Here is a 21,893-nt window from a genome sequence, read left to right as displayed (position 1 = left end):
TCATCAGAGGCGTCATGTCCGGCAAACGGTCAGAGACTATATCACTCATCAGCGTTGCGCTAGTGTTAAATCCTGCCGTTCTATTGCGTCGTCGTTAGGCGCAGAGATAAATGACAGGTATGATAATCGAATTCTTGGAAAAAATCGCCTTAACCCTTGCTCGTACCGATAGGGATACACGGCTTATTACGGTTTGATAGTTGGGGAGTATATGCAGTATTGGGGAAAACTGCTCGGAGTGATTGTCGCCATTTGGGCTGGCGGCGGATTCTGGGGTGTCGTGCTGGGGTTGATCGTTGGCCATATGATCGATACCGCACGCAATAACAAGCGCAGCCGGGGCTTCTTTACCGATCAGCAAACGCGGCAGACGTTATTTTTCCGCACGACCTTTCAGGTTATGGGTCATCTGACCAAATCGAAAGGGCGGGTGACCGAAGCCGATATCCAGATAGCCAGCCTGTTTATGGACCGTCTGCAACTGCATGGTGAGGCGCGTACCGCGGCGCAGCAGGCGTTTCGCGAAGGCAAGCACAGCCAGTTCCCGCTGCGTGAAACCTTGCAGCAGTTACGTAGCATCTGTTTTGGCCGCTTTGATCTGATTCGGATGTTTCTGGAAATTCAGATCCAGGCCGCGTTTGCCGACGGCTCGCTGCATCCGAACGAACGCCAGGTGCTGTATGTGATCGCCGAAGAGTTAGGGATCTCCCGCGCTCAATTCGATCAGTTTCTCAGCATGATTGAAGGCGGCCGTCAGTTCGGCGGCGGCAGTTGGCAGGGGCAGCAAGGGGGATACTCCCAGGGCGGCTACCAGCAGGCGCAACGTGGCCCGACGCTGGAAGATGCCTGCAAGGTGCTGGGCGTGAACAGCAGCGACGATGCTACCACCATCAAGCGTGCTTACCGTAAGCTGATGGGCGAGCATCACCCGGATAAGCTGGTTGCCAAGGGATTACCGCCGGAAATGATGGAGATGGCGAAACAGAAAGCGCAGGAGATCCAGGCAGCCTACGACCTGATCAAACGCGAGAAGGGCTTCAAGTAGTTGTCGTTAAGGGCGCCGCATGCGGCGCCCCAAACTCAGAAATCCGGTTCTACGCGAAAATGCATCGGGGTCTGGAACGCGGGATGGGTGATACGCAACTCTTGTGCGTGCAGTTGCAGGCGCGGTGCCATCGCCTTGGCCTCTGGCGGGGCGTAGAAGCCATCGCCGAGAATGGGGTGACCCAATGCCAGCATATGCACGCGCAATTGGTGTGAGCGCCCGGTGATGGGCAGCAGCTTGACCCTTGTGCTGCCATCCGCGTCCCGGGAAAGCACCACATATTCGGTCTGCGCAGCCTTGCCGGTTTCGAAACAGACTTTCTGCAAGGGCCGGTTCGGCCAGTCGCAAATCAGCGGTAAATCCACCAACCCTTCATCCTGTGCCATATGTCCCCATACGCGGGCGATATAGCATTTTTTCGGCTCGCGCTCGCGGAACTGGCGTTTTAGCTCACGCTCGGCGGCCTTGTTCAATGCCACCACGATCACCCCGCTGGTAGCCATATCCAGGCGATGCACGGACTCTGCCGCCGGAAAGTCTGCCTGGATACGCGTCATCAGGCTGTCCTTGTTCTCCGGAGCACGGCCAGGCACGGAAAGCAGTCCGCTAGGTTTGTTGACCACGATGATGTGCTCATCCTGATACAGCACGTGCATCGGATCTTGCGGGGGATTGTAAGGTTCCATGTTAGCTCCGCTGAGAAGGCAAACCGGGGAGCCATGGCTCCCCGTTGTGTGGATCACTGGTGCGTCACTACTACCAGGCGAATAGCATCCAGCCGCCATCCCGCTTCGTTGAGGTTAATCAGCACCTGCTTGCGGTTGAACTCCAGCGCTTCGACTTCGTCATCACGGATATTCGGGTTAACCGCTTTCAGGGCTTCCAGACGTGCCAGCTCGGTGCTCAGCTTGTCATCGGCCTCTTGCTTGGCCTGTTCGATCAGGGCGCGCGCCTGTTCTTCCACCAGGCTTTCTGCCTGTTGCAGCATCACGTGCACTTCTTGCTGCACCGCATTGACCAGCTTGCTGGACGTGTGGCGATTGACCGCGTTCAGTTGGCGGTTAAAGCTTTCAAACTCGACCTGTGCCGCCAGGTTGGTTCCCTTGCGATCCATCAACATGCGGATCGGCGTTGGCGGCAGGAAGCGGGTCAACTGGAGGTGTTTAGGGGCCTGGGCCTCAACCACATACACCAGTTCGACCAGCAGGGTGCCCACCGGCAGTGCCTTGTTTTTCAACAGGGAAACCGCACAGCTCCCGGTGTCGCCGGAGAGGATAAGATCCAGCCCGTTGCGGATAATCGGGTGTTCCCAACTGACAAACTGGGCATCTTCACGCGACAGCGCCTGCTCGCGATCAAACGTCACGGTGCAGCCATCCTGTGGGAGTCCAGGGAAATCCGGTACCAGCATATGGTCGGACGGGGTCAGGACGATCAGGTTGTCGCTGCGGTCTTCCTGGTTGATGCCGACGATATCGAACAGGTTGAGCGCAAAGCTCACCAGGTTAACGTCGTTGTCCTGCGCCGCAATGGCTTCCGCCAGCGCCTGCGCTTTGTCACCGCCGTTGGAGTGCATTTCCAGCAGACGGTCACGGCCCTGTTCCAGCTGCGTTTTCAACTGTTTGTGCTGCTGGTTACAGGCATGGATAAACTCGTCCAGACCTTCCTGCTCGGTAGGGGCGGCCAGGTAGCCAATCAGTTGCTCATAGCAGCTGTCATAAATCGGCCGGCCGGTTGGGCAGGTGTGCTCGAAGGCATCCAGCCCTTCATGGAACCAGCGGCCCAGCACGGCCTGAGCGGTGTTTTCCAGGTACGGCACCATGATCTGGATGTCGTGCATCTGGCCAATACGATCCAGACGGCCAATACGCTGTTCCAGCAGATCCGGGTTGAACGGCAGATCGAACATCACCATCTGGCTGGCAAACTGGAAGTTACGCCCTTCCGAACCGATTTCGGAGCACAGCAGTACCTGCGCGCCTTCTTCCTGTGAAGCGAAGTAGGCGGCGGCGCGATCGCGTTCGATAATGCTCAGCCCTTCGTGGAACACGGCGGCGCGGATCGCTTCGCGCTCGCGCAGCACCTGCTCCAGTTGCAGAGCGGTCGCGGCCTGGGCGCAAATCACCAGCACTTTCTCATGACGGTTGGCGACCAGATAATCCAGCAGCCACTCAACGCGCGGATCGAAGTTCCACCAGGTCGCATTCTCCCCTTCGAACTCCTGATAAATCTGTTCTGGGTAGAGCATGTCGCGGGCGCGGGCTTCGACGGTTTTCTTGGCGCTCATGATGCCGGACACCTTGATCGCCGTCTGATATTGCGTTGGCAATGGCAGTTTGATCTGGTGCAGGTGACGGCGTGGGAAACCTTTTACGCCGTTACGGGTATTACGGAACAGCACGCGGCTGGTGCCGTGGCGATCCATCAGCATGGTAACCAGTTCCTGGCGCGCCTGTTCGCTGTTGTCGCTATCACTGTTGGCCGCTTTCAGCAGTGGCTCAATGTCCTGCTCGTCGATCAGCTCACCCAGCAGGTTCAGCTTGTCATCTGCCAGACGCTCGCCGCTCAGCAGCAGCGTCACCGCATCGGCTACTGGACGGTATTTCTGCTGGTCGGTGACAAACTCCTGGTAGTCATGGAAACGGCTGGGATCCAGCAGGCGCAAGCGGGCAAAGTGGCTTTGCTGGCCAAGCTGCTCCGGAGTTGCCGTCAGCAGCAGTACGCCCGGGATGTGCTCCGCCAACTGTTCAATCACCTGATATTCACGGCTCGGCGCTTCTTCGCTCCAGGCCAGATGGTGAGCTTCGTCTACCACCAGCAGATCCCAGTGGGCATCAGCCAACTGCTCAAGGCGCTGCTTGTTGCGACGCACGAAATCCAGCGAGCAGATCACCAACTGTTCGGTTTCGAACGGGTTGCTGCTGTCGAGCATCGCTTCGGAATAGCGGCTATCGTCAAACAGTGAGAAATAGAGGTTGAAGCGACGCATCATTTCAACCAGCCACTGGTGTTGCAGGGTTTCCGGCACCACGATCAGCACGCGTTCGGCACGGCCAGCCAGCAGTTGCTGATGAATAATCATCCCGGCTTCGATGGTTTTACCCAGTCCCACCTCATCGGCCAACAGAACGCGCGGTGCATGGCGCTGGCCGACTTCGTAGGCGATATGCAATTGGTGCGGGATCAGGCTGGCGCGCATGCCGCGCAGGCCAGCGAACGGCAGGCGATACTGCTCGCTCTGGTATTTGCGGGCGCGGAAACGCAGCGCAAAGCGATCCATGCGGTCAATCTGACCGGCAAACAGGCGGTCTTGCGGTTTACTGAAGGTCAGCTTGCTGTCCAGCAGCACTTCACGCATAGCGACGCCGCTTTCCTGGGTATCCAGGCGCGTGCCGATATAGGTCAACAGGCCGTTATCCTCTTTGACTTCCTCCACCTGCAACTGCCAGCCTTCGTGGTTGCTGATGGTGTCGCCCGGGTTAAACATCACGCGGGTGATTGGCGAGTCGTTTCTGGCATAGAGGCGGTTTTCACCGGTTGCGGGGAAAAGCAGGGTGACCATGCGCACGTCCAGTGCTACCACGGTTCCCAGTCCCAATTCGCTTTCCGTATCGCTGATCCAGCGTTGACCAAGTGTAAAAGGCATAGTTTGTCGGCTCGATTCTTATTAAGTAAGTCTTGCTACCCGGCAGATAAGCCCTGGGTAACCTGTTTCAACTGCTTGCTATTCCCGGCATCTTGCCTGCCACCGCGTTGTTACCGGTTGGCGAGCTTTATTTTCATTTAGCGGGTAATAGCCTGTTACGCCAGACGTCTGGTGACGGCATGGCGACAACGATGTTGTGAATAGTGGTTCAGAATTTGGGAAGGGCGCTATGGTAATGGAAGGCGGCGCATTCGTCACCTGTAAAACCCGATGATTTTTTCTTCCCAAATGCCGACTAACACCAGTAAAAAGAATGGGTTTCCCCATGGGGTGGTATTACCCCCAGCTTTGACCGCTCAGAACAGGCCTATCTGCCTGGTTACCAACGCCGAAAAATCGTCGTACAGGAAGGGTAGTATAGCGTCTGCCACCGGTTGCAGCTGGCGTTCGAGATAATGATCGTAATCGATCGCGGATTGCCGGGTTTCCAGCGGCTCTGGCCCGGCTAGCGTCATTACATAGCTGATCCAGCCACCGTTCTGATATTGCAGCGGCCGCCCCTGTTGACGATTATAGTCATCGGCCAGCCGGGCTGCTCGGGCGTGAGGCGGGACATTGCGTTGATAGTCGTCCAGCTTGCGACGCAGGCGTTTGCGGTACACCAGCCGGTCGTCAAATTCGCCGTTCAGCGTTTTGGCTACATAATCGCGCACAAAGTCCTGATAGGGCTGGCGCTTGAAGATACGTTGATAGAGCTGCTGCTGAAACTGCTGCGCCAGCGGGGTCCAGTCTGTGCGTACCGTTTCCAACCCTTTATACACCATCTCTTCACTGCCGTCCGGTTTGCTGATCAACCCGGCGTAGCGTTTTTTGCTGCCCTGCTCGGCACCGCGGATGGTGGGCATTAAAAAGCGGGAATAGTGGGTTTCAAACTCCAGCTCCAGCGCATTTTCCAGCCCATATTGCTGTTGTAGATGCTGCTGCCACCATTGATTGACGTGATCGAGCAGCTCGCGGCCAATCTCGGCGGCCTGCTGTTCACTGTGGGCCTTTTTCAGCCAGACAAAGGTCGAGTCCGTATCGCCGTAGATCACCTGGTAACCTTTCGCTTCGATCAACTCTCGCGTCTGGCGCATGATCTCGTGGCCGCGCAGGGTGATCGAAGAAGCCAGCCGGGGATCGAAGAAGCGACAGCCGCTCGATCCCAGCACGCCGTAGAAGGCATTCATGATGATCTTGAGCGCCTGCGACAGCGGTTTGTTGTTGTGGCGTTTGGCCGCTTCGCGCCCCTGCCAGATCTGGCGAACAATCTCGGGAAGGCAGTGTTTGGTGCGGGAAAAGCGAGCCTGGCGAAAACCCGGCACCGAGTTTTCATCACCCGGGTGCTGCATGCCTTCTACCAGCCCGACGGGATCGATCAGGAAGGTGCGGATGATCGACGGATACAGGCTTTTGTAATCCAGTACCAGCACCGAATCATACAGGCCGGGCTGTGAATCCATCACAAAACCGCCGGGGCTGTGCTCTTCCGGCAACTCCCCAAGGTTGGGGGCCACATAGCCCTGACGATGCATGCGCGGGATATAAAGGTGGTTGAAGGCCGCCACCGAACCGCCGCTGCGATCGGCCGCCAGGCCGGTCACGGTGGCGCGCTCAAGCAGGAAGGTTAACAGTTCGGTTTTGGCGAAAATGCGCGTCACCAGCTCGCAGTCTTTCAGGTTATAGCGGGCCAGAGCGGGTTTATCTTCGGCAAAACGGCGGTCTATTTCCGCCATCCGCTGGTAAGGGTTGTCGATCGATTTCCCTTCCCCAAGCAGCGTTTGCGCCACATATTCCAGGCTGAAGGACGGGAAGTTCCAGGTGGCCGATTTCAGCGCCTCGATACCGTCGATAATCAATCGCCCGGAGGCCGAGGCGAAGAAGTGGTTTTGCTTAAAGCCGTGCTCGCGCCATTCCAACAGGTTACCGCCACGGCCAAAGCGCAGGGGGATCTGATAACGCTCGGCGTGTTTTTGCAGTACCCGCAGATCGAACTGCACCAGGTTCCAGCCGATAATGGCGTCGGGATCGTGTTGCTCCAGCCATTGGTTCAGGCGTTCCAGCAGCTGTGGGCGGCTGTTGCAGTATTCCAGCTCGAAATCCAGCGCCTCAGTGCCGCCGTTGGCAGGGCCGAGCATATACACTTGGCGCTGGCCACAGCCTTCCAACGCGATGGAGTAAAGCTCGCCATGGGCGGTGGTTTCGATATCCAGTGATACCAGCTTTAGAGTGGGGCGGTAGTCTGGGGCTGGCTTCATCTGGCCGTTGAGCCACAGGCCATGACCGTCGGGTTGGCCGTTGAACCACACCGGGGCGGTGATAAAGCGCTCCATCAGATAGCGTTCCGGCGGGCGGATATCGGCCTCAAACACGTTGACGCCGCCCTCCTTGAGCAGCTTTTCCAGCTTGATCAACTGACGGTGCTGGCGGCAATAAAGGCCCATCACCGGACGGGAATGGAAATCCTGCAGCGGCAAGGGTTTCAGCTCGACATGACGCTCTTCACGCAGCAGCAACTCGGCCCGCTGACGCTGTTCGGCGGGAATGAATGCCACGGAGGTCTGTGGGGCCAGCCGTAGCCGTTGTGGCCCGCTATCGGTTGCCAGCCAGAACTCAACTTCGGTACCGGCGGGCGTATCACGCCAATGGCGAGTGAGTAAGAAACCCTGCTGTAGAGATGTCATATGCCCTTGTCTTTCAAACCGAATTCTTGTTTGCTGACTGCGTGTGGTGAAAACCTGGGTAATAAAAATCATATACCCTATGGATTTCAAGTTGCAGCTAGGCGCCAAGCTAGCTCATCCCCAGGAGCTTACTTTTGTAAGTGACTGGGGGGAGATAGTGCAGGTAACAACGCTGCAGCTTGAAAGACGACGGGTATAGTATGGGTTTTTATACAGTAATTGTCTATTATTGGCCGGATTGGCTAAATCTACATACAATTCAACGATTGACTCCCCCTGGCCCGCGCCGGACAATCCTTCGCCCAAACGTTTAGCTTACCAACAGAGGTTTAATGGAAGCCTATTTACAGCAGTTGATCACCCAGTCATTGGCTTTCACCCTGGTGGTGGTCATGTTGGTGGCGTTCCTGGAGTCGCTGGCGTTGGTCGGTTTGCTATTGCCGGGCACGGTGATGATGGCCAGCATTGGCGCACTGATCGGCAGCGGGCAGGTGGACTTTTATATGGCCTGGGGGGCGGGTATTGTCGGTTGTCTGCTGGGGGATTGGATCTCCTACTTTATCGGCCGGGCCTTCAAGGGGCCGCTGCACCGCTGGTCGTTCCTGAAAAAGAACAAGGCGATGTTGGATAAAACCGAGCATGCGCTGCATCAGCACAGTATCGTTACCATTTTGATCGGCCGCTTTGTTGGCCCGACGCGCCCGCTGGTGCCGATGGTGGCCGGCATGCTCGATCTGCCTCCCTACAAATTTGCCCTGCCGAATATCATCGGTTGCCTGACCTGGCCGCCGGTCTATTTCTTCCCTGGTATTCTGGCGGGAGTCGCGATCGATATTCCTGCTAGCGCCAACAGCGCGTTGTTCAAATGGCTGTTGTTTGGCGTGGTGGTGCTGGTCTGGCTGGCGGCCTGGCTGAGTTGGCGCTGGTGGCGTGAAGGAAAGCGCAGTGCCGATAAGCTGACGCGCTGGCTAACGCCGAAGCGGCTGCGGTTGGCCTGTATTGCGAGCTGGGTAGGGGCGCTGGTGTGTTTCTATTATATGCATCAGCAGGCGTTGATGCCGGTATATCGACACCTGCTGTGGAAGGTGCTGGCGGGCTGATGTCAGGCGTAAAAAAACCGACTGGTGAGGTCGGTTTTTTTATTTTCCGGGCTGGAGTTGGTCACTCTGACCGGATGAGACAGCACCCATCTAACGTAGTTGATTTTATCGTCGAACGCCCTCAATGTCAAAAACGCAGAAATCGGAAATCTGTTATGTCGCGCCCTGAATTGGTTAAGATATAATCAGCGGGTTAGCTCTGCTGTTGTCTTTACTTCGGTATGCGCATGTACACATTCAAGTCCTGGTCGGGTGTACGGATGGTGCCGTTATCCGGCGCTCTGGCCGGAGTGAGACTGCACCCATCTAACAACTGAGTGCTGCGCTGTGACAGGCAATGTAAGGGTAAGCGGCGGTGGCTCACTCCATGTTATGGAGAAAACGGGTGATTGATATTGATAAGGCAATCATCGTTCTTGGGGCGCTGATCGCGTTACTGGAACTGATCCGTTATGTGCTTCAGTTACTGAACTGATAACGGAAACGTAGCTAAGGCCGGGGGCTAACCACTTCCCGGCCTTTAACATTCAGCCGCGAAAGCTTATTGGAAGAACGCCTCCAACTGCTCAAACACCCGCATATCTTCGTTATGGCGTTTCACCTGTAATACATCCTCCAGCTTTTCAACCTGGCTGATCATCTGCACCAGGCGCTGATCGTCGGCTACCAGTAGCCAAATGCGGCTCTGGGTCCCATCTTTCAGCGGCATACACAAAATACCTTCCACGTTAAAGGCACGGCGGGCAAACAGGCCGCAAACGTGGGTCATTACGCCCGGATGGTTCCGTACCGCCAACTCCAGGATCACCTGTGGATTCTTTTGTAGTGATTGCATGGCTTATTCTCCAATCATTTCGATGTTGGCGGCACCTGGTGGCACCATTGGGTAGACTTTTTCGTTGATATCGATCAGCGCGTGGATCAGGCAAGGGCCAGGGCGTTGGATTGCTGCCAGCAGCGCAGCCTGTGGATCTGCCTCGGCATTCAAATCGCAGGTGTCCAGGCCAAAACCGGCGGCAATTTTCAGGAAATCGGTACGTTTTGGATAGGTGGCGGCAAAGATATGCTGTTGATAGAACAGCGTCTGCTGCTGGTGTACCAATCCCAAGGCCTGGTTGTTCATCAGGATGATTTTCACGTCCAGATTATGCTCAACGGCGGTCGCCATCTCCTGAATATTCATCATCAGGCTGCCGTCACCGGAGAAACACAGCACCTTGCGCTGAGGCTCTGCCAGGGCTGCGCCAATCGCAGCAGGCAAACCAAAGCCCATGGTGCCCAAACCGCCGGAGGTCAGCCACTGGCGCGGGCGGCTCAGTGGATAAGCCTGGGCTACCCACATCTGGTGCTGGCCTACATCGGTGGTGATAATGGCGCTTTCGTCCACACAGCGTGCTGCGGCTTTAACCAGCCCGTAATGGCTCAATGGGTCTGCCACATTTGGCATGTTGATCGGGAATTCACGCTTCAGATCGTTAACGGTGTTCATCCATTCGGTACGCGGCTGTGCTTCGATCATCGGTAACAGTTGTTGCAGCACCTGGCCGACGTCGGCATGGATGGCAATATTGGCCTGTTTTACCTTGCCCAGTTCTGCACGGTCGATGTCCACGTGGATAATTTTGGCGTTCGGGCAGAATTGCTCGGTTTTACCTATTGCCCGGTCGTCGAAGCGGGCGCCCAACACGATCAGCAGATCGGCTTCTTGCAGGATAAAGTTGGTGCTGCGCGCGGCATGCATCCCCAACATGCCTAATGACAGCGGGTGTTCTACCGGCATTGCGCCCAATGCCATCAGCGTCATGGTGGTTGGCAGGTTGGAACGCTCAGCCATTTCCAGCGCCGGTTTATGGGCTTCTGCGCAGATAATGCCGCCGCCCAGATACAGAATAGGCCGCTTGGCCTGATTGATCATGGCTGCCGCCTGTTCAACCTGCTTGCTGTCAAAGGCCGGTGGGGCGTCTGGTACGGCCATTGGCGGTAATGAATCCCACTCAATTTCGGCGGTTTGCACGTCTTTCGGGATGTCGATCCACACTGGGCCTGGGCGGCCGGATTCGGCAATGCGGAACGCGTCACAGATCACCTGCGGCAGATCGCTGACATCGCGGACCAGGTGGTTGTATTTGGTGATAGGGATGGAAATGCCGTAAGTATCCACTTCCTGGAAGGCATCGGTGCCGATCATCGAGGAAGAGACCTGGCCGGTGATGCACACCAGCGGGATCGAATCTAGCTTGGCGTCGGCAATGGCGGTCACCAGATTGGTGGCTCCCGGGCCGCTGGAAGCGATACAGACCGCCGCCTTGCCGTTGGTACGTGCCATGCCCTGCGCCATAAAACCGGCCCCTTGCTCGTGGCGGGCCAGCACGTGCTGGATGACGGTGCTTTGGCTCAGAGCATCGTACAGCGGCAGCGCTGCGCCACCGGGAATGCCTGCAATAGTGGTGATACCCTGACGCTCCAGCAGATGCACGATCAGCTGTGCGCCGGTAATACGTTGGCCTTGGTGTGGCGTGCCCGAAGTTGCCATGTGCCTATCCTTTTCTCTGGGCCGGTTAGCTTTTCTGGGCAGGGGGACTAAAACAAGAAACCCCGCCCGGTTTGCGCCGGCGGGGTTTGGGAATCGATGCGTTGATTCGGACCCTACGGCGCGTTGCCGACGACCACCACCACACGCACGACGACCACCGCGGCTGGTAGCGCGGTTGTTAGTAGGGTCGAGGTCAGCGAGGATGCGATCACAGGGAGCCTTATCATCAGTAGTAAAAAACAGAATTTTATAAAACCACAGGTGCAAAATTCGCACAACAGGTTTATTGGTTCAGCATAAAAAACGCGTGGTAGATCACGGTTTAACCTGAATACCCAGCACCTTGGCCTCCGGTGCGCTGCCGCTTACCAATGCCTGCGTCGGGCCGTCGTAATAAATCCGCCCATCCACGACCAGCAAGGTACGCGGCGCGATGCGGGCAGCATCCTCAAGATTGTGTGAAACCATCAGCAGCGTGAGTTGGCGCTGGTCGCAGACGTTTTGCAGCAGTTGCAGCATCTCACTGCGCAGTGCCGGATCGAGTGCAGAGAAAGGCTCGTCGAGCAGCAGGATCGGCTGCTGGCGGATCAGGCAACGCGCCAAGGCTGCCCGCTGCCGCTGCCCGCCGGAAAGCTGTGACGGCAGGCGTTGCAGATGTTCTTCCAGCCCGACTTGCTGGGCAATCTGAGCCAACTGCTCCTGCTGTGCGGCGGTCAATCTCAGGCCAGGATCCAGGCCCAGGCCGATGTTTTGCCTGACCGTCAGGTGGGCAAACAGGTTGTTTTCCTGAAACAGCATCGACACCGGGCGTTTGGCAGGTGGCGAAGTGGTATGATCGCTCCCGTTGAGCCACAGCTTGCCGCTGGCCGCTGGCAGAAAACCGGCGATCAGGCTGAGCAAGGTACTTTTGCCTGCGCCGCTAGGGCCCAGTACCGCGACGTGTTCTCCCGGCTGAATGCGCAGGTCAAAACGCATCGGCAGGTGTTCGTACAGATAGGTCAGTTTTTCAAGCGTCAGCATGGCGGCCCGGTAAACGTTCAATCAGGGTAAACAGCAGGAAACAGAGCAACAGCAGCAGCAGGGCGGTCACGGCCCCATCGTTGCTGCGATATGCGCCAATCTGCTGATAGAGATAAAAAGGCAGGGTACGGAACTGCTCGTTGCCGAACAGTGCTACCACGCCGAAATCGCCAATCGACAGCACACAGGCAAAGGCCAAAGCCTGCGCTAGCGGGCGTTGCAACGCTTTCAGCTCGATCCAGCGCAGCCGCTGCCAGCCGTGGATATCCAGCGACAAGCATAGCGGATTATAACGCTCGGCCAGATCGCGCATCGGGTTTTCCAGCACTTTCAGCGCGTAGGGCACCGCCATCAACGCATTGGTGAGGATCACCAGCGCATACGGCGACTGCGGCAGCCCAGTGGTATCGCTCAGCAACAGGAAGAAACCGGTAGCCAGCACAATGCCTGGCATCGCCAGGATCACCATGCCGCTCAGTTCCAGCGTTTGGCCCCAGGCGGCCCGTTGCCGCAGTTTCAGTTCACGGCTGCTCCATAGCAGCATCATGGTCAATACTACACATAAAATACCCGCCCCAAGTGCGATACGCAGTGAGGTGAACAGGGCCTGCCAGAGAATTGGCTGTTGCAGCACGGTGATCAGCGTTTGGTTGGCACCGTCGATGATCACCGCCAGCAACGGAGGCAACAGCAACAATAGCGCTGCGGCAATCAATAGCGTATCGCTAATGCGCCGCCCCAGGCTGTCCTGCGGATCGCGCCAGCGCTGGGCGTGGGTATGGCCAACCGGCAGAGCCTGGCTCAAACGCTGGCTGAGCACCACCAGCCCCAGGCAGCAAGCCAGTTGGATCAGCGCCAGCAGCGCAGCGCGGCTGAGATCGTAGTCGTAACTCAAGGCCTGATAGATCGCCAGCTCTATGGTGGTGGCCTGCGGCCCGCCACCCAACGACAGCACGGTTGCAAAACTGGCAAAACACAGCATAAACACCAGTGCACCGCTGGGTAAGATCTGGCGGCGTAAAGCAGGCCATTCCACAAAGCGGAACTGCTGCCAGCCGTTCATCCCCAGCTGTGCGGCCAGTTGTCGCTGCTCGGTGGGAATGTTCTCCAGCGCCTGTAGCAGCAGGCGGGTGGCCAGTGGCATATTAAAGAACAGATGCGCCAGCAGAATACCTTGCAGGCCATAAGGCGAAAAACCGTAGTTCACGCCCAGCCAACCACACAGCGTTGCCAGCCAGCCTTGCCTGCCGTAGACGCTCAGCATGCCAAACACCGCCACCAGCACCGGCAGCACCAGCGTCATGGCGCACAGGCGCAGCAGCAGGTTGCGGCCAGGGAAGCGCCGCCGGTACAGCGCCCGGGCCAGCCAGATGGCAGGCACTACCGAGATCACGGCAGAGAGTAGCGCCTGCCAAAAGGTAAAGCGCACCACATGCCAGAGGTAGCTGTCTTGCCACAGGTTACGCCAATCGCTTTCTGGCGCATGACGCCACAGCGAGCCCATGGCCGCCAACGCGATCAGCAGGATCAGACCGGCGGCCATCAGCCCCGGCCATAACCAGTGGGGGATCAGTGGCTGACGGCGGTTTGCCATGCTCGGATCCAGTTACCACGCTGTTGTGCCACTTCCTCGGCGCTGAATTGTAATGCCGTTTGCGGCACGGTCATCTGTTCGAAACCGGCGGGCAGTTCCGTCTTGATCACCGGGTACATCCAGTTGCCGGTAGGAATGGTGTTCTGGAAGGCCGGGGAGACCATAAACTGCATGAAGCGCTCGGCCAGCTCTGGCTGTTTGCTGGCCTTTAGCTTGCCAGCGACTTCGATTTGCAGGTAGTGGCCTTCACTGAAGCTGGCCGCCGCATAGAGGTCTTTTTTCTCTTCGATCAGATGGTAGGCGGGGGAGGTGGTGTAGCTCAGTACCATGTCGCCTTCCCCTTTCAGGAACAGGCCGTAGGCTTCACTCCAGCCTTTGGTCACGGTGACGGTTTTCTTCGCCAACTGTTGCCAGGCGAGCGGTGCTTCGTCGCCATACACTTTCTGCATCCAGAGCAGCAGGCCAAGGCCAGGTGTGCTGGTGCGCGGATCCTGATAGATGATCTTGAGAGGACGATCGCTGCTCACCAACTCTTTCAGGCTGGTCGGCGGGTTCTTCAGCTTGTCTTTGTTGTAGACGAAAGCAAAGTAGCCATAGTCGTAGGGAACGAAGGTCTGGTTGTGCCAGCCACCGGGAACCGTGAGCTTGCTAGTATCGACTTGGCTGGCGGTGAACAGATCGGTTTGCTGCGCGGCTTGCAGCAGGTTGTTGTCCAGACCCAAAACCACGTCGGCGGCGCTGTTCTTGCCTTCCATTCTCAGGCGGTTGAGTAACGAAACGCCGTCTTCCAGCGCCACGAATTTCAATTCGCAGTCACATTCGGCCTCAAAGGCTTTTTTTACCGCCGGGCCTGGGCCCCAGTCGGCAGCGAAAGAGTCGTAGGTGTAGACCGTCAGCGTTGGCTTGGCCAGGACCGGCATCGCCGCTAGCAGTAATAAACAGGGCAGGTATTTTTTGACCACTTTGCACTCCTAATAATAAAGGGGCAAAGGTATCTGAGGGCGTTCCCCATCATCTTTCAAGCCGCAGCGTTGTTGACTGCACGCCCTTACCCCAGTCACTTATCAATATAAGCTCCTGGGGATAAGGGCGCTTGCCGCCTAGCTGCGACTTGAAATCTATTGGGGATAAGCAACAAAGCAGCGCCATGCTCAAATCCCTCCGCCGGTATTGACCGGATCAGGTTCGACGGGTGTGCTCTCAGCGGAAAACCGTTGGCCAAAATTGGCGGGTTCTCCGCACCCCGTTGAGTCGGCGCTATTGTAGAGGCTTAGCGGCGTGGGTGAAAGGCGATTATGCTTCCGGCGGCGCAAACCAGGCAGATTTAAAATCGAACCAGCCGAGGGTGTTCATCCGTACCCCACGCATGCTGCGTTGACCATGCAGTTGCAGCCAGTGGTGGAATAACGGATGCAACTGATGGCTGCTGACCAGGCGCTGGCAAAACTCGGCCATGGACAGGCGATTTTCCCGCCACTGGGCGGCATCCTGCGCGATATCCTCCGTCAGACAATGTTGGATCAACGGTAGTTCGTACAGCGTGGCAAACAGCGAAAACTCCAGCGGCAGGGTGAAGTTGGCGCTGCCTAACCACAGATCGCTTTGCGCCTTGCCCTTATGCCAGGCTTCATAATCCACGACCTGCACATTGAGCTTGATGCCCTGCTCGGCCAGCAGAGAGGCGATGGCCTGCTTGATGGCGTGGAACTCGGAGTGTTCGCTGTAGAAGGTCAGGGTCAATTCGGTTAAGCCCACAGGCTTGGGTTGCTGCCCTAGGACGCGGTTATGCAACCAGCGCGGGAGAATGCCATAGGCCGGAGCCCAGTAACGCTGGTAGAGCGGCCCGGCGTGGCTCAGCAGCGCGATTGGGTTGATCAGTTCGCTTAGCCAACTGCGGATTTCCGGATCGGCCGCCAGTGCCGAACGCTGGTCGAACAGCAGAAAATAACAGCCTTCTTCGAGGCGACTTTCCAGCTCGTTCCTTCCGGTATCATCCCCCTGCAACTGGACGCCGGAGTGTGCCAGCTCTTCGGTGATTTCGGGTAATACCCAAATGTTGACCTCATCGATCAGGGCACGATAGCCAAAGTAGTCGTCAAAGGCATGAATTTTCATCTGGCTTTGGTTGTTGTGTATCACGCGATAGGGGCCGGTGCCGATCGGGTGGCGGGCAAAATCCGGCAGGCTCTGCCATTCGCGCGGCAGGATCATGGCATGTACGCTGCTCAGCAGCCAGGGCAGCCAGTAGTCCGGCGTGTGCAGATGTACATCGATGACATAAGGCGTAGGCGAGTCGATCCTGTCGATATGTGAAAATAGCGGCTGTGGGATCAGGCGGTTGAGCGAATGGATCACGTCTTCCATTTCCAGCTCACGGCCATGGTGAAAATGGATCGCCGGGCGTAGATAAAAGCGCCAGTGCAAAGGGGTGATCGTTTGCCAATGATGTGAAAGATCGGGATCCAGTTCCCCGTTTTCCTCATTTACCCGCGTCAGGCCGTTGAAAATCTGTCTTGCCAGGTGGGTTTCTGAACGACGCAGCGCCGAACCGGGCAACAGGTTGTAAAGCTGACGATAGTAGAGCACGCGCAGGATATGTTTCCCCTGGCGGAAGCTGCGCCCCAGTTGGGAAAGCAGCATTTGGCGTACTACGTCTTTATCGCCCACCAGTTGGACCAGTTGGTCGATGCGATCCTGTTCCAGCAGTTCCTCGGCGCGTTGTTGTTGCAGTGCCAATCCGGTGTAGTGAAAGCTGAGTTGCGAACGTTTACCCCGGCCGGATTCGGCCTGCCAGGTCAGCCAGCCCTCGTGCTGCATGGCTCCCAGAAGCGAGCGAACATGGCGGCGGGAACAACTGAGTACCTCAGCCAGCTCTTGCAGCGTGGTTTCGGTGGTTTGGCCATGGCAGCGTTGCCACAGGCGGATGAACTGTTGTTGCAGGCGTGAGGTGGACATAAAAGAGGAACTCTCTGGCATCAAGTCGTCAATTTATCTTTCCCTATATTACTCCGATAATGAGGGCAGTTGAATCAGCGGAGGGATAACAAATGACGGTTCTGTTAACTAAACAGTTTTATCAGCGTTATTTCACCGCGATCCGCCGCCAGCAGGCCGATTGGCTGCAGGTGGTACCTGAACAGGCGCGGCTGGAGATGCTGGCCCACTTGACCCAGTGGGACATCGCCACGCTAAGCGACAAGCAATACCGTGAGCGTATCTGACGTTCACCGCAAAAGTGTTTCTGAGTAATGGTGCTTTTCACCAGCCAGTGGGGTAACCCACTGGCATTTTTATCTGCCGTCTTTACTTCCTTCGGCAATTTTCCTTCTGTAGCATAGCCTTCTTTATTTCTGGATAGGGATATCGCCATGAGTTTCAGACGCTGGTTGCCGCGCCGTTTTAATCCCGTTTTTGCCGCCTTCCTGCTGATAGCCTTCCTTACCGGCATTGCCGGAGCGCTGCAAGCCCCCACGCTAAGCCTGTTTCTGACCACCGAGGTAAAGGTGCGCCCGCTATGGGTAGGCATGTTCTATACCGTGAATGCCATCGCCGGGATCATCGTCAGCTTTCTGTTGGCCAAGCGTTCGGATACCCGTGGCGATCGGCGCAAGCTGATCCTGGTGTGCTGTGCCATGGCGCTGGCCAATAGCCTGTTGTTTGCGTTCAACCGTGATTATCTGACGTTGATCACCGTAGGCGTGCTGCTGGCCGCGATTGCCAATACCGCCATGCCGCAGATTTTTGCCCTGGCGCGTGAGTATGCGGACAGCTCGGCACGTGAAGTGGTGATGTTCAGTTCGGTGATGCGTGCTCAGCTTTCACTGGCTTGGGTGATCGGCCCGCCGCTGTCATTTATGTTGGCACTGAACTACGGTTTTACCTGGATGTTTATGATTGCGGCGCTGATTTTTGCCATCAGCGTGCTGCTGGTGTGGCTGATATTGCCTTCGGTGCCCCGTGCCAACGTTGAGATCAGCGTAGATTCTCCGCCTATTGCACCAATCAGCGCCTGGCGCGATCCCGATGTGCGCCTGCTGTTTGTGGCTTCGATGCTGATGTGGACCTGCAACACCATGTATATCATCGACATGCCGCTGTACATCACTGCCGATCTGGGCTTGCCAGAACGGCTGGCTGGTTGGCTGATGGGCACCGCCGCCGGGCTGGAAATCCCCGCTATGCTGCTGGCGGGTTATTACGTCAAACGCTTTGGCAAACGCAATATGATGCTATTTGCGGTGGCGGCAGGCGTGCTGTTTTATGCCGGGCTGGTGCTGTTCAAGTTCCAGTCGGCCCTGATGGTATTGCAGCTGTTCAACGCGGTGTTTATCGGCATTATTGCCGGGATCGGCATGTTGTATTTTCAGGATCTGATGCCGGGGCGGCCCGGTGCCGCGACCACCATGTTTACCAACAGCATTTCGACCGGGGTGATCCTGGCCGGTGTACTGCAAGGCGCGCTGGTGGAAAACTTTGGTCACTATGCGGTTTACTACCTGATTACTCTGCTGGCCATCCTGGCGCTGTGGATGTGTGCCAAAGTTCGTGAAGTGTGAACTGTAACATCCTGTAAGTTGATACATGTCATTGAGAAAACCGCTTCATTCTCACTAAGATAAACGGACTCAGAGCGTGAGCTTCGCGCTCTTATCCATCTTGCTGTCGAGATGCCGATCCCGTTGATAAAAGTGGGTATGTTATGGATAAACTAACACCGCTCAAACCTGTTCCCTCCCTCTGTGCCGTTATCGTTGCTCTACTGATCTGGTTTGTGGTCCCTGTTCCCGAAGGGGTGGCACCGAATGCCTGGCATTTGCTGGCGCTGTTTATCGGGACCATCATTGCCATTATCGGTAAGGCGATGCCTATCGGTGCCGTTTCTATCATCGCTATTGCACTGGTTGCCCTGACCGGCGTGACCAACCCAGGCAAGCCTGGAGCGGCATTGGACGATGCACTGAGTGGTTTCTCTAATCAGCTTATCTGGCTGATCGGCTTCTCGATCATGATCTCTCTGAGCCTGAATAAAACCGGCCTGGGATCGCGCATTGGCTACTACTTTATCTCGCTGTTTGGCAAAAAAACGCTGGGGATCGCCTATGCGTTAACCCTGGCGGAAACCGTGCTGGCCCCGGTTACGCCGAGTAATACCGCCCGTGGCGGCGGGATCATCCACCCGATAATGAAATCGATAGCGGACAGCTTTGGCTCCAAGCCCGAGCTGAATACCTCCGGCAAGATTGGCCGCTATCTCTCGCTGGTGAACTACAACATCAACCCGATCACCTCGGCGATGTTTATCACCGCTACTGCGCCTAACCCACTGATTGTCAATCTGATCGCCAAAGGCGCCGGTTCCGAGTTTGAACTGACCTGGGCCATGTGGGCGGTCGCGGCGCTGGTACCGGCGATCTGTTCGCTGATCGTCATGCCGCTGGTGGTTTATTGGCTGTATCCGCCGGAAATCAAAAGCACCCCGGATGCGCCACTGTTTGCACAGGATAAACTGCAAACTCTGGGGCGGATAACCCTGCCAGAGAAAATCACGCTGGGCGTGTTTGCCCTGTTGCTGGTGCTGTGGGCCGGGGTTCCGGCGATGATTTTTGGCCCCGCACTGGCGGTTAACCCAACGACGGCTGCGGTGATTGGCCTGGCGATCCTGCTGGCAACTGGCGTACTGAGCTGGGACGACGTGCTGAAGCACAAAGGGGCCTGGGATACCGTGGTCTGGTTTGCCGCTTTGGTGATGATGGCGACCTATCTCGGCAAACTGGGTCTGATTGGCTGGCTGTCACAAACGGTAGGTTCGGGTATCGATCATATGGGGATGAGCTGGGTCGGGGGGACCATTCTGTTAACGCTCGTCTATCTCTATTCGCATTACTTCTTTGCCAGCACCACCGCGCACGTGACCGCCATGTTCGCTGCGTTCTTTGCCGCAGGTATTGCCCTTGGCGCGCCACCGGCACTGCTTGGCCTGATCCTGGCCTTCTCGTCTTCACTGATGATGTCGTTAACCCATTATGGTACCGGCACCGCGCCAATTATCTTTGGATCGGGCTATGCCACCCTGGGGGAATGGTGGAAAACCGGTTTTATCATGAGCGTGGTCAACCTGCTGATCTGGGCACTGATCGGGGGAATATGGTGGAAGTGGCTGGGTTATTGGTGATTTTGATGAAAGCCTCACCCGCCGGGCGGCGGGTGAGGCTGAGGTTTAGTTCAGAAACGCCGGTTGCTGCGCCTCGTAGCGGGAAATCTCCGCTTCGTGCTGCAACGTCAGGCCAATGCTGTCCAAACCGTTAATCATGCAGTGGCGGCGGAAGCTGTCGATCTCAAACGGGTAGCTTTTGCCCCCGGCATTCACCGTCTGGTTTTCTAGATCGACCACGAACTCCGTGCCTTCGTGCTCTGCCACCAGCTTAAACAGCGTATCCACATCCTGCTCGCTCAGCGTGACCGGCAGCAGTTGGTTGTTGAACGAGTTGCCGTAGAAGATATCCGCAAAGCTTGGTGCAATCACCACCTTGAAGCCGTAATCGGTCAGTGCCCATGGCGCGTGCTCACGGGATGAGCCACAGCCAAAGTTTTCCCGGGCTAACAGGATGCTGGCTCCTTTATAGCGTGGAAGGTTCAGCACAAACTCAGGATTTGGCTGCTGACCCGCATCGTCCAGGAAGCGCCAGTCGTTGAACAGGTGCTGGCCGAAACCGGTGCGGGTGACTTTCTGCAGAAACTGCTTCGGGATAATGGCGTCGGTATCGACGTTGGCCGCGTCCAGAGGCACCACTAAGCCGGTATGTTGAGTAAATTTAGCCACGCTGGTGCTCCTTAGTGCAATTCACGGATGTCGGCAAAATGGCCGGTAACGGCGGCGGCGGCAGCCATCGCCGGGCTGACCAGATGGGTACGCCCACCGCGGCCCTGACGCCCTTCGAAGTTACGGTTGCTGGTTGAGGCACAGCGCTCGCCTGGGTTCAGACGATCGTTGTTCATCGCCAGACACATGGAGCAGCCAGGCAGGCGCCATTCGAAACCGGCTTCGATAAAGATCTTGTCCAGACCTTCCTCTTCCGCCTGCGCTTTGACCGGGCCGGAGCCAGGCACCACAATCGCCTGCACGCCTGCGGCTACTTTACGGCCTTTGGCAATGGCGGCTGCGGCACGCAGATCTTCGATACGTGAATTGGTGCAGGAACCGATAAACACTTTGTCGATTGCGACGTCGGTCAGCTTGATGCCGGGTTTCAGATCCATATAGGCCAACGCTTTTTCAGCCGAGGCACGTTCCACCGGATCGCTAAAGGAATCGGGGGTTGGGATCGCCTGATCGACCGCGATAACCTGCCCAGGGTTGGTACCCCAGGTTACCTGTGGTGCGATATCTTCTGCGCGCAGGGTGATGGTGGTATCGAATTTGGCTTCGGCGTCGGACTTCATGGTGCGCCAGTAGGCCACGGCCTGCTCCCAGTTTTCCCCGGTAGGAGCGAACTGGCGGCCTTTCAGGTAATTGAAGGTGGTGTCGTCTGGCGCCACCAGGCCCGCTTTGGCGCCCATCTCAATTGCCATGTTGCACAGCGTCATGCGGCCTTCCATGCTCAACGCTTCGATAGCTTTGCCACAGAATTCAACGACGTGGCCAGTACCGCCAGCGCTGCCGGTTTTGCCGATCACGGCCAGCACGATATCTTTGGCGGTGATACCTTCTGCGGCATCGCCAGTGACTTCAATCTTCATCGTCTTGGCGCGGCCCTGCTTCAGGGTTTGGGTTGCCAGCACGTGTTCCACTTCCGAAGTACCGATACCGAACGCCAGCGAGCCAAAGGCACCGTGCGTGGCGGTATGGGAGTCGCCACAGACGATGGTCATGCCCGGCAGCGTCATGCCTTGCTCAGGGCCGATAACGTGCACAATGCCCTGGAAGGGGTGGTTCAGGTCATACAGTGAGACGCCGAACTCTGCGCAGTTCTTGATCAGCTCCTGCATCTGAATGCGGGCCATCTCGCCGCTGGCGTTGATGTCTTTGGTCTGGGTCGAAACGTTGTGATCCATGGTGGCAAAGGTTTTGCCCGGCTGACGCACTTTGCGCCCCATGGCCCGCAGGCCGTCGAAGGCCTGTGGGGAGGTCACTTCATGCACCAGATGACGATCGATGTACAGCAGCGGCGTCTCGTTTGGCGCTTCATGCACTACGTGGGCATCATATAATTTCTGATATAAGGTCTTGGCCAT

Annotated in this window: 18 protein-coding genes and 1 riboswitch; of the genes, 6 read left to right on the top strand and 12 right to left on the bottom strand. The window is 57.0% G+C overall.

The features are described 5' to 3' along the window. Positions 1 to 211 precede the first annotated feature (211 nt). Positions 212 to 1,045 (top strand): co-chaperone DjlA, encoded by an 834-nt coding sequence (djlA, locus tag ACX9GU_RS23035; RefSeq protein WP_021179279.1) that lies wholly within the window; start codon positions 212 to 214, stop codon positions 1,043 to 1,045. 35 nt (positions 1,046 to 1,080) lie between these two features. Here the strand turns inward: djlA and rluA are convergent, their stop codons facing one another. The 3 genes from rluA to ACX9GU_RS23020 all read right to left on the bottom strand — a co-directional run bounded on the left by rluA (position 1,081) and on the right by ACX9GU_RS23020 (position 7,414). Then, on the bottom strand, positions 1,081 to 1,731 hold the full coding sequence (rluA, locus tag ACX9GU_RS23030) for a bifunctional tRNA pseudouridine(32) synthase/23S rRNA pseudouridine(746) synthase RluA (RefSeq protein WP_024483552.1): 651 nt from the start codon (positions 1,729 to 1,731) through the stop codon (positions 1,081 to 1,083). A gap of 53 nt (positions 1,732 to 1,784) precedes the next feature. After that, positions 1,785 to 4,691 carry an RNA polymerase-associated protein RapA gene (gene rapA, locus ACX9GU_RS23025; protein ID WP_473193045.1) on the bottom strand — a complete coding sequence of 969 codons (2,907 nt, stop codon included), beginning with the start codon at positions 4,689 to 4,691 and terminating at the stop codon, positions 1,785 to 1,787. Positions 4,692 to 5,047: 356 nt separating this feature from the next. Beyond that, positions 5,048 to 7,414, bottom strand: coding sequence for a DNA polymerase II (locus ACX9GU_RS23020; RefSeq protein ID WP_473193044.1), 2,367 nt, complete (start codon positions 7,412 to 7,414; stop codon positions 5,048 to 5,050). A gap of 332 nt (positions 7,415 to 7,746) precedes the next feature. Here ACX9GU_RS23020 and ACX9GU_RS23015 point away from each other — a divergent pair, with 332 nt between their 5' ends. Both ACX9GU_RS23015 and dinQ read left to right on the top strand, forming a co-directional pair. Then, positions 7,747 to 8,514: a DedA family protein gene (locus ACX9GU_RS23015; protein WP_166734075.1), complete on the top strand. Its 768-nt coding sequence runs from the start codon at positions 7,747 to 7,749 to the stop codon at positions 8,512 to 8,514. Between the two features lie 394 nt (positions 8,515 to 8,908). Then, positions 8,909 to 8,989: a damage-inducible type I toxin DinQ gene (gene dinQ / locus ACX9GU_RS23010; RefSeq protein ID WP_166735140.1), complete on the top strand. Its 81-nt coding sequence runs from the start codon at positions 8,909 to 8,911 to the stop codon at positions 8,987 to 8,989. A gap of 66 nt (positions 8,990 to 9,055) precedes the next feature. On the opposite strand, the gene ilvN is transcribed toward dinQ, so the two are convergent. From ilvN to sgrR, 7 genes are all read right to left on the bottom strand, one after another. After that, positions 9,056 to 9,349, bottom strand: coding sequence for an acetolactate synthase small subunit (ilvN, locus tag ACX9GU_RS23005; RefSeq protein WP_021179286.1), 294 nt, complete (start codon positions 9,347 to 9,349; stop codon positions 9,056 to 9,058). A 3-nt stretch (positions 9,350 to 9,352) separates the two neighbouring features. After that, the gene (gene ilvB, locus ACX9GU_RS23000) at positions 9,353 to 11,047 is read right to left on the bottom strand and encodes an acetolactate synthase large subunit (RefSeq protein ID WP_071682165.1); all 1,695 of its coding nucleotides are present in this window, start codon (positions 11,045 to 11,047) and stop codon (positions 9,353 to 9,355) included. 113 nt (positions 11,048 to 11,160) lie between these two features. Then, positions 11,161 to 11,274: an ilvB operon leader peptide IvbL gene (ivbL, locus tag ACX9GU_RS22995; protein WP_193569011.1), complete on the bottom strand. Its 114-nt coding sequence runs from the start codon at positions 11,272 to 11,274 to the stop codon at positions 11,161 to 11,163. Between the two features lie 88 nt (positions 11,275 to 11,362). After that, positions 11,363 to 12,067, bottom strand: coding sequence for a thiamine ABC transporter ATP-binding protein ThiQ (thiQ, locus tag ACX9GU_RS22990; protein WP_473193043.1), 705 nt, complete (start codon positions 12,065 to 12,067; stop codon positions 11,363 to 11,365). Next, entirely contained in the window at positions 12,054 to 13,661 is a 1,608-nt protein-coding gene (gene thiP / locus ACX9GU_RS22985) for a thiamine/thiamine pyrophosphate ABC transporter permease ThiP (RefSeq protein WP_473193042.1), read from the bottom strand. The genes thiQ and thiP overlap by 14 nt, the downstream gene beginning before the upstream one ends. Beyond that, complete coding sequence (gene thiB, locus ACX9GU_RS22980) at positions 13,637 to 14,623, bottom strand: thiamine ABC transporter substrate binding subunit (protein WP_059199728.1); 987 nt, start codon at positions 14,621 to 14,623, stop codon at positions 13,637 to 13,639. The genes thiP and thiB overlap by 25 nt, the downstream gene beginning before the upstream one ends. Positions 14,624 to 14,799: 176 nt before the next feature. Then, a riboswitch (TPP riboswitch) is annotated at positions 14,800 to 14,917 on the bottom strand. A gap of 37 nt (positions 14,918 to 14,954) precedes the next feature. Then, entirely contained in the window at positions 14,955 to 16,616 is a 1,662-nt protein-coding gene (sgrR, locus tag ACX9GU_RS22975) for an HTH-type transcriptional regulator SgrR (RefSeq protein WP_473193041.1), read from the bottom strand. A 92-nt stretch (positions 16,617 to 16,708) separates the two neighbouring features. Here sgrR and sgrT point away from each other — a divergent pair, with 92 nt between their 5' ends. From sgrT to ACX9GU_RS22960, 3 genes are all read left to right on the top strand, one after another. Next, complete coding sequence (gene sgrT / locus ACX9GU_RS22970; protein WP_071682170.1) at positions 16,709 to 16,882, top strand: glucose uptake inhibitor SgrT; 174 nt, start codon at positions 16,709 to 16,711, stop codon at positions 16,880 to 16,882. 147 nt (positions 16,883 to 17,029) lie between these two features. Further along, complete coding sequence (locus ACX9GU_RS22965; RefSeq protein ID WP_473193040.1) at positions 17,030 to 18,217, top strand: MFS transporter; 1,188 nt, start codon at positions 17,030 to 17,032, stop codon at positions 18,215 to 18,217. A 143-nt stretch (positions 18,218 to 18,360) separates the two neighbouring features. Continuing rightward, positions 18,361 to 19,833, top strand: coding sequence for a DASS family sodium-coupled anion symporter (locus ACX9GU_RS22960; RefSeq protein WP_473193039.1), 1,473 nt, complete (start codon positions 18,361 to 18,363; stop codon positions 19,831 to 19,833). A gap of 45 nt (positions 19,834 to 19,878) precedes the next feature. On the opposite strand, the gene leuD is transcribed toward ACX9GU_RS22960, so the two are convergent. Both leuD and leuC read right to left on the bottom strand, forming a co-directional pair. Further along, entirely contained in the window at positions 19,879 to 20,481 is a 603-nt protein-coding gene (gene leuD, locus ACX9GU_RS22955; RefSeq protein WP_024483541.1) for a 3-isopropylmalate dehydratase small subunit, read from the bottom strand. Between the two features lie 11 nt (positions 20,482 to 20,492). Beyond that, positions 20,493 to 21,893: a 3-isopropylmalate dehydratase large subunit gene (gene leuC, locus ACX9GU_RS22950; RefSeq protein WP_024527182.1), complete on the bottom strand. Its 1,401-nt coding sequence runs from the start codon at positions 21,891 to 21,893 to the stop codon at positions 20,493 to 20,495.

The organism is Serratia sp. K1WW1, from assembly GCF_055790865.1.
Note: the sequence above shows the minus strand (reverse complement) of the source record. Positions and strands in the feature narration are given on the sequence as shown.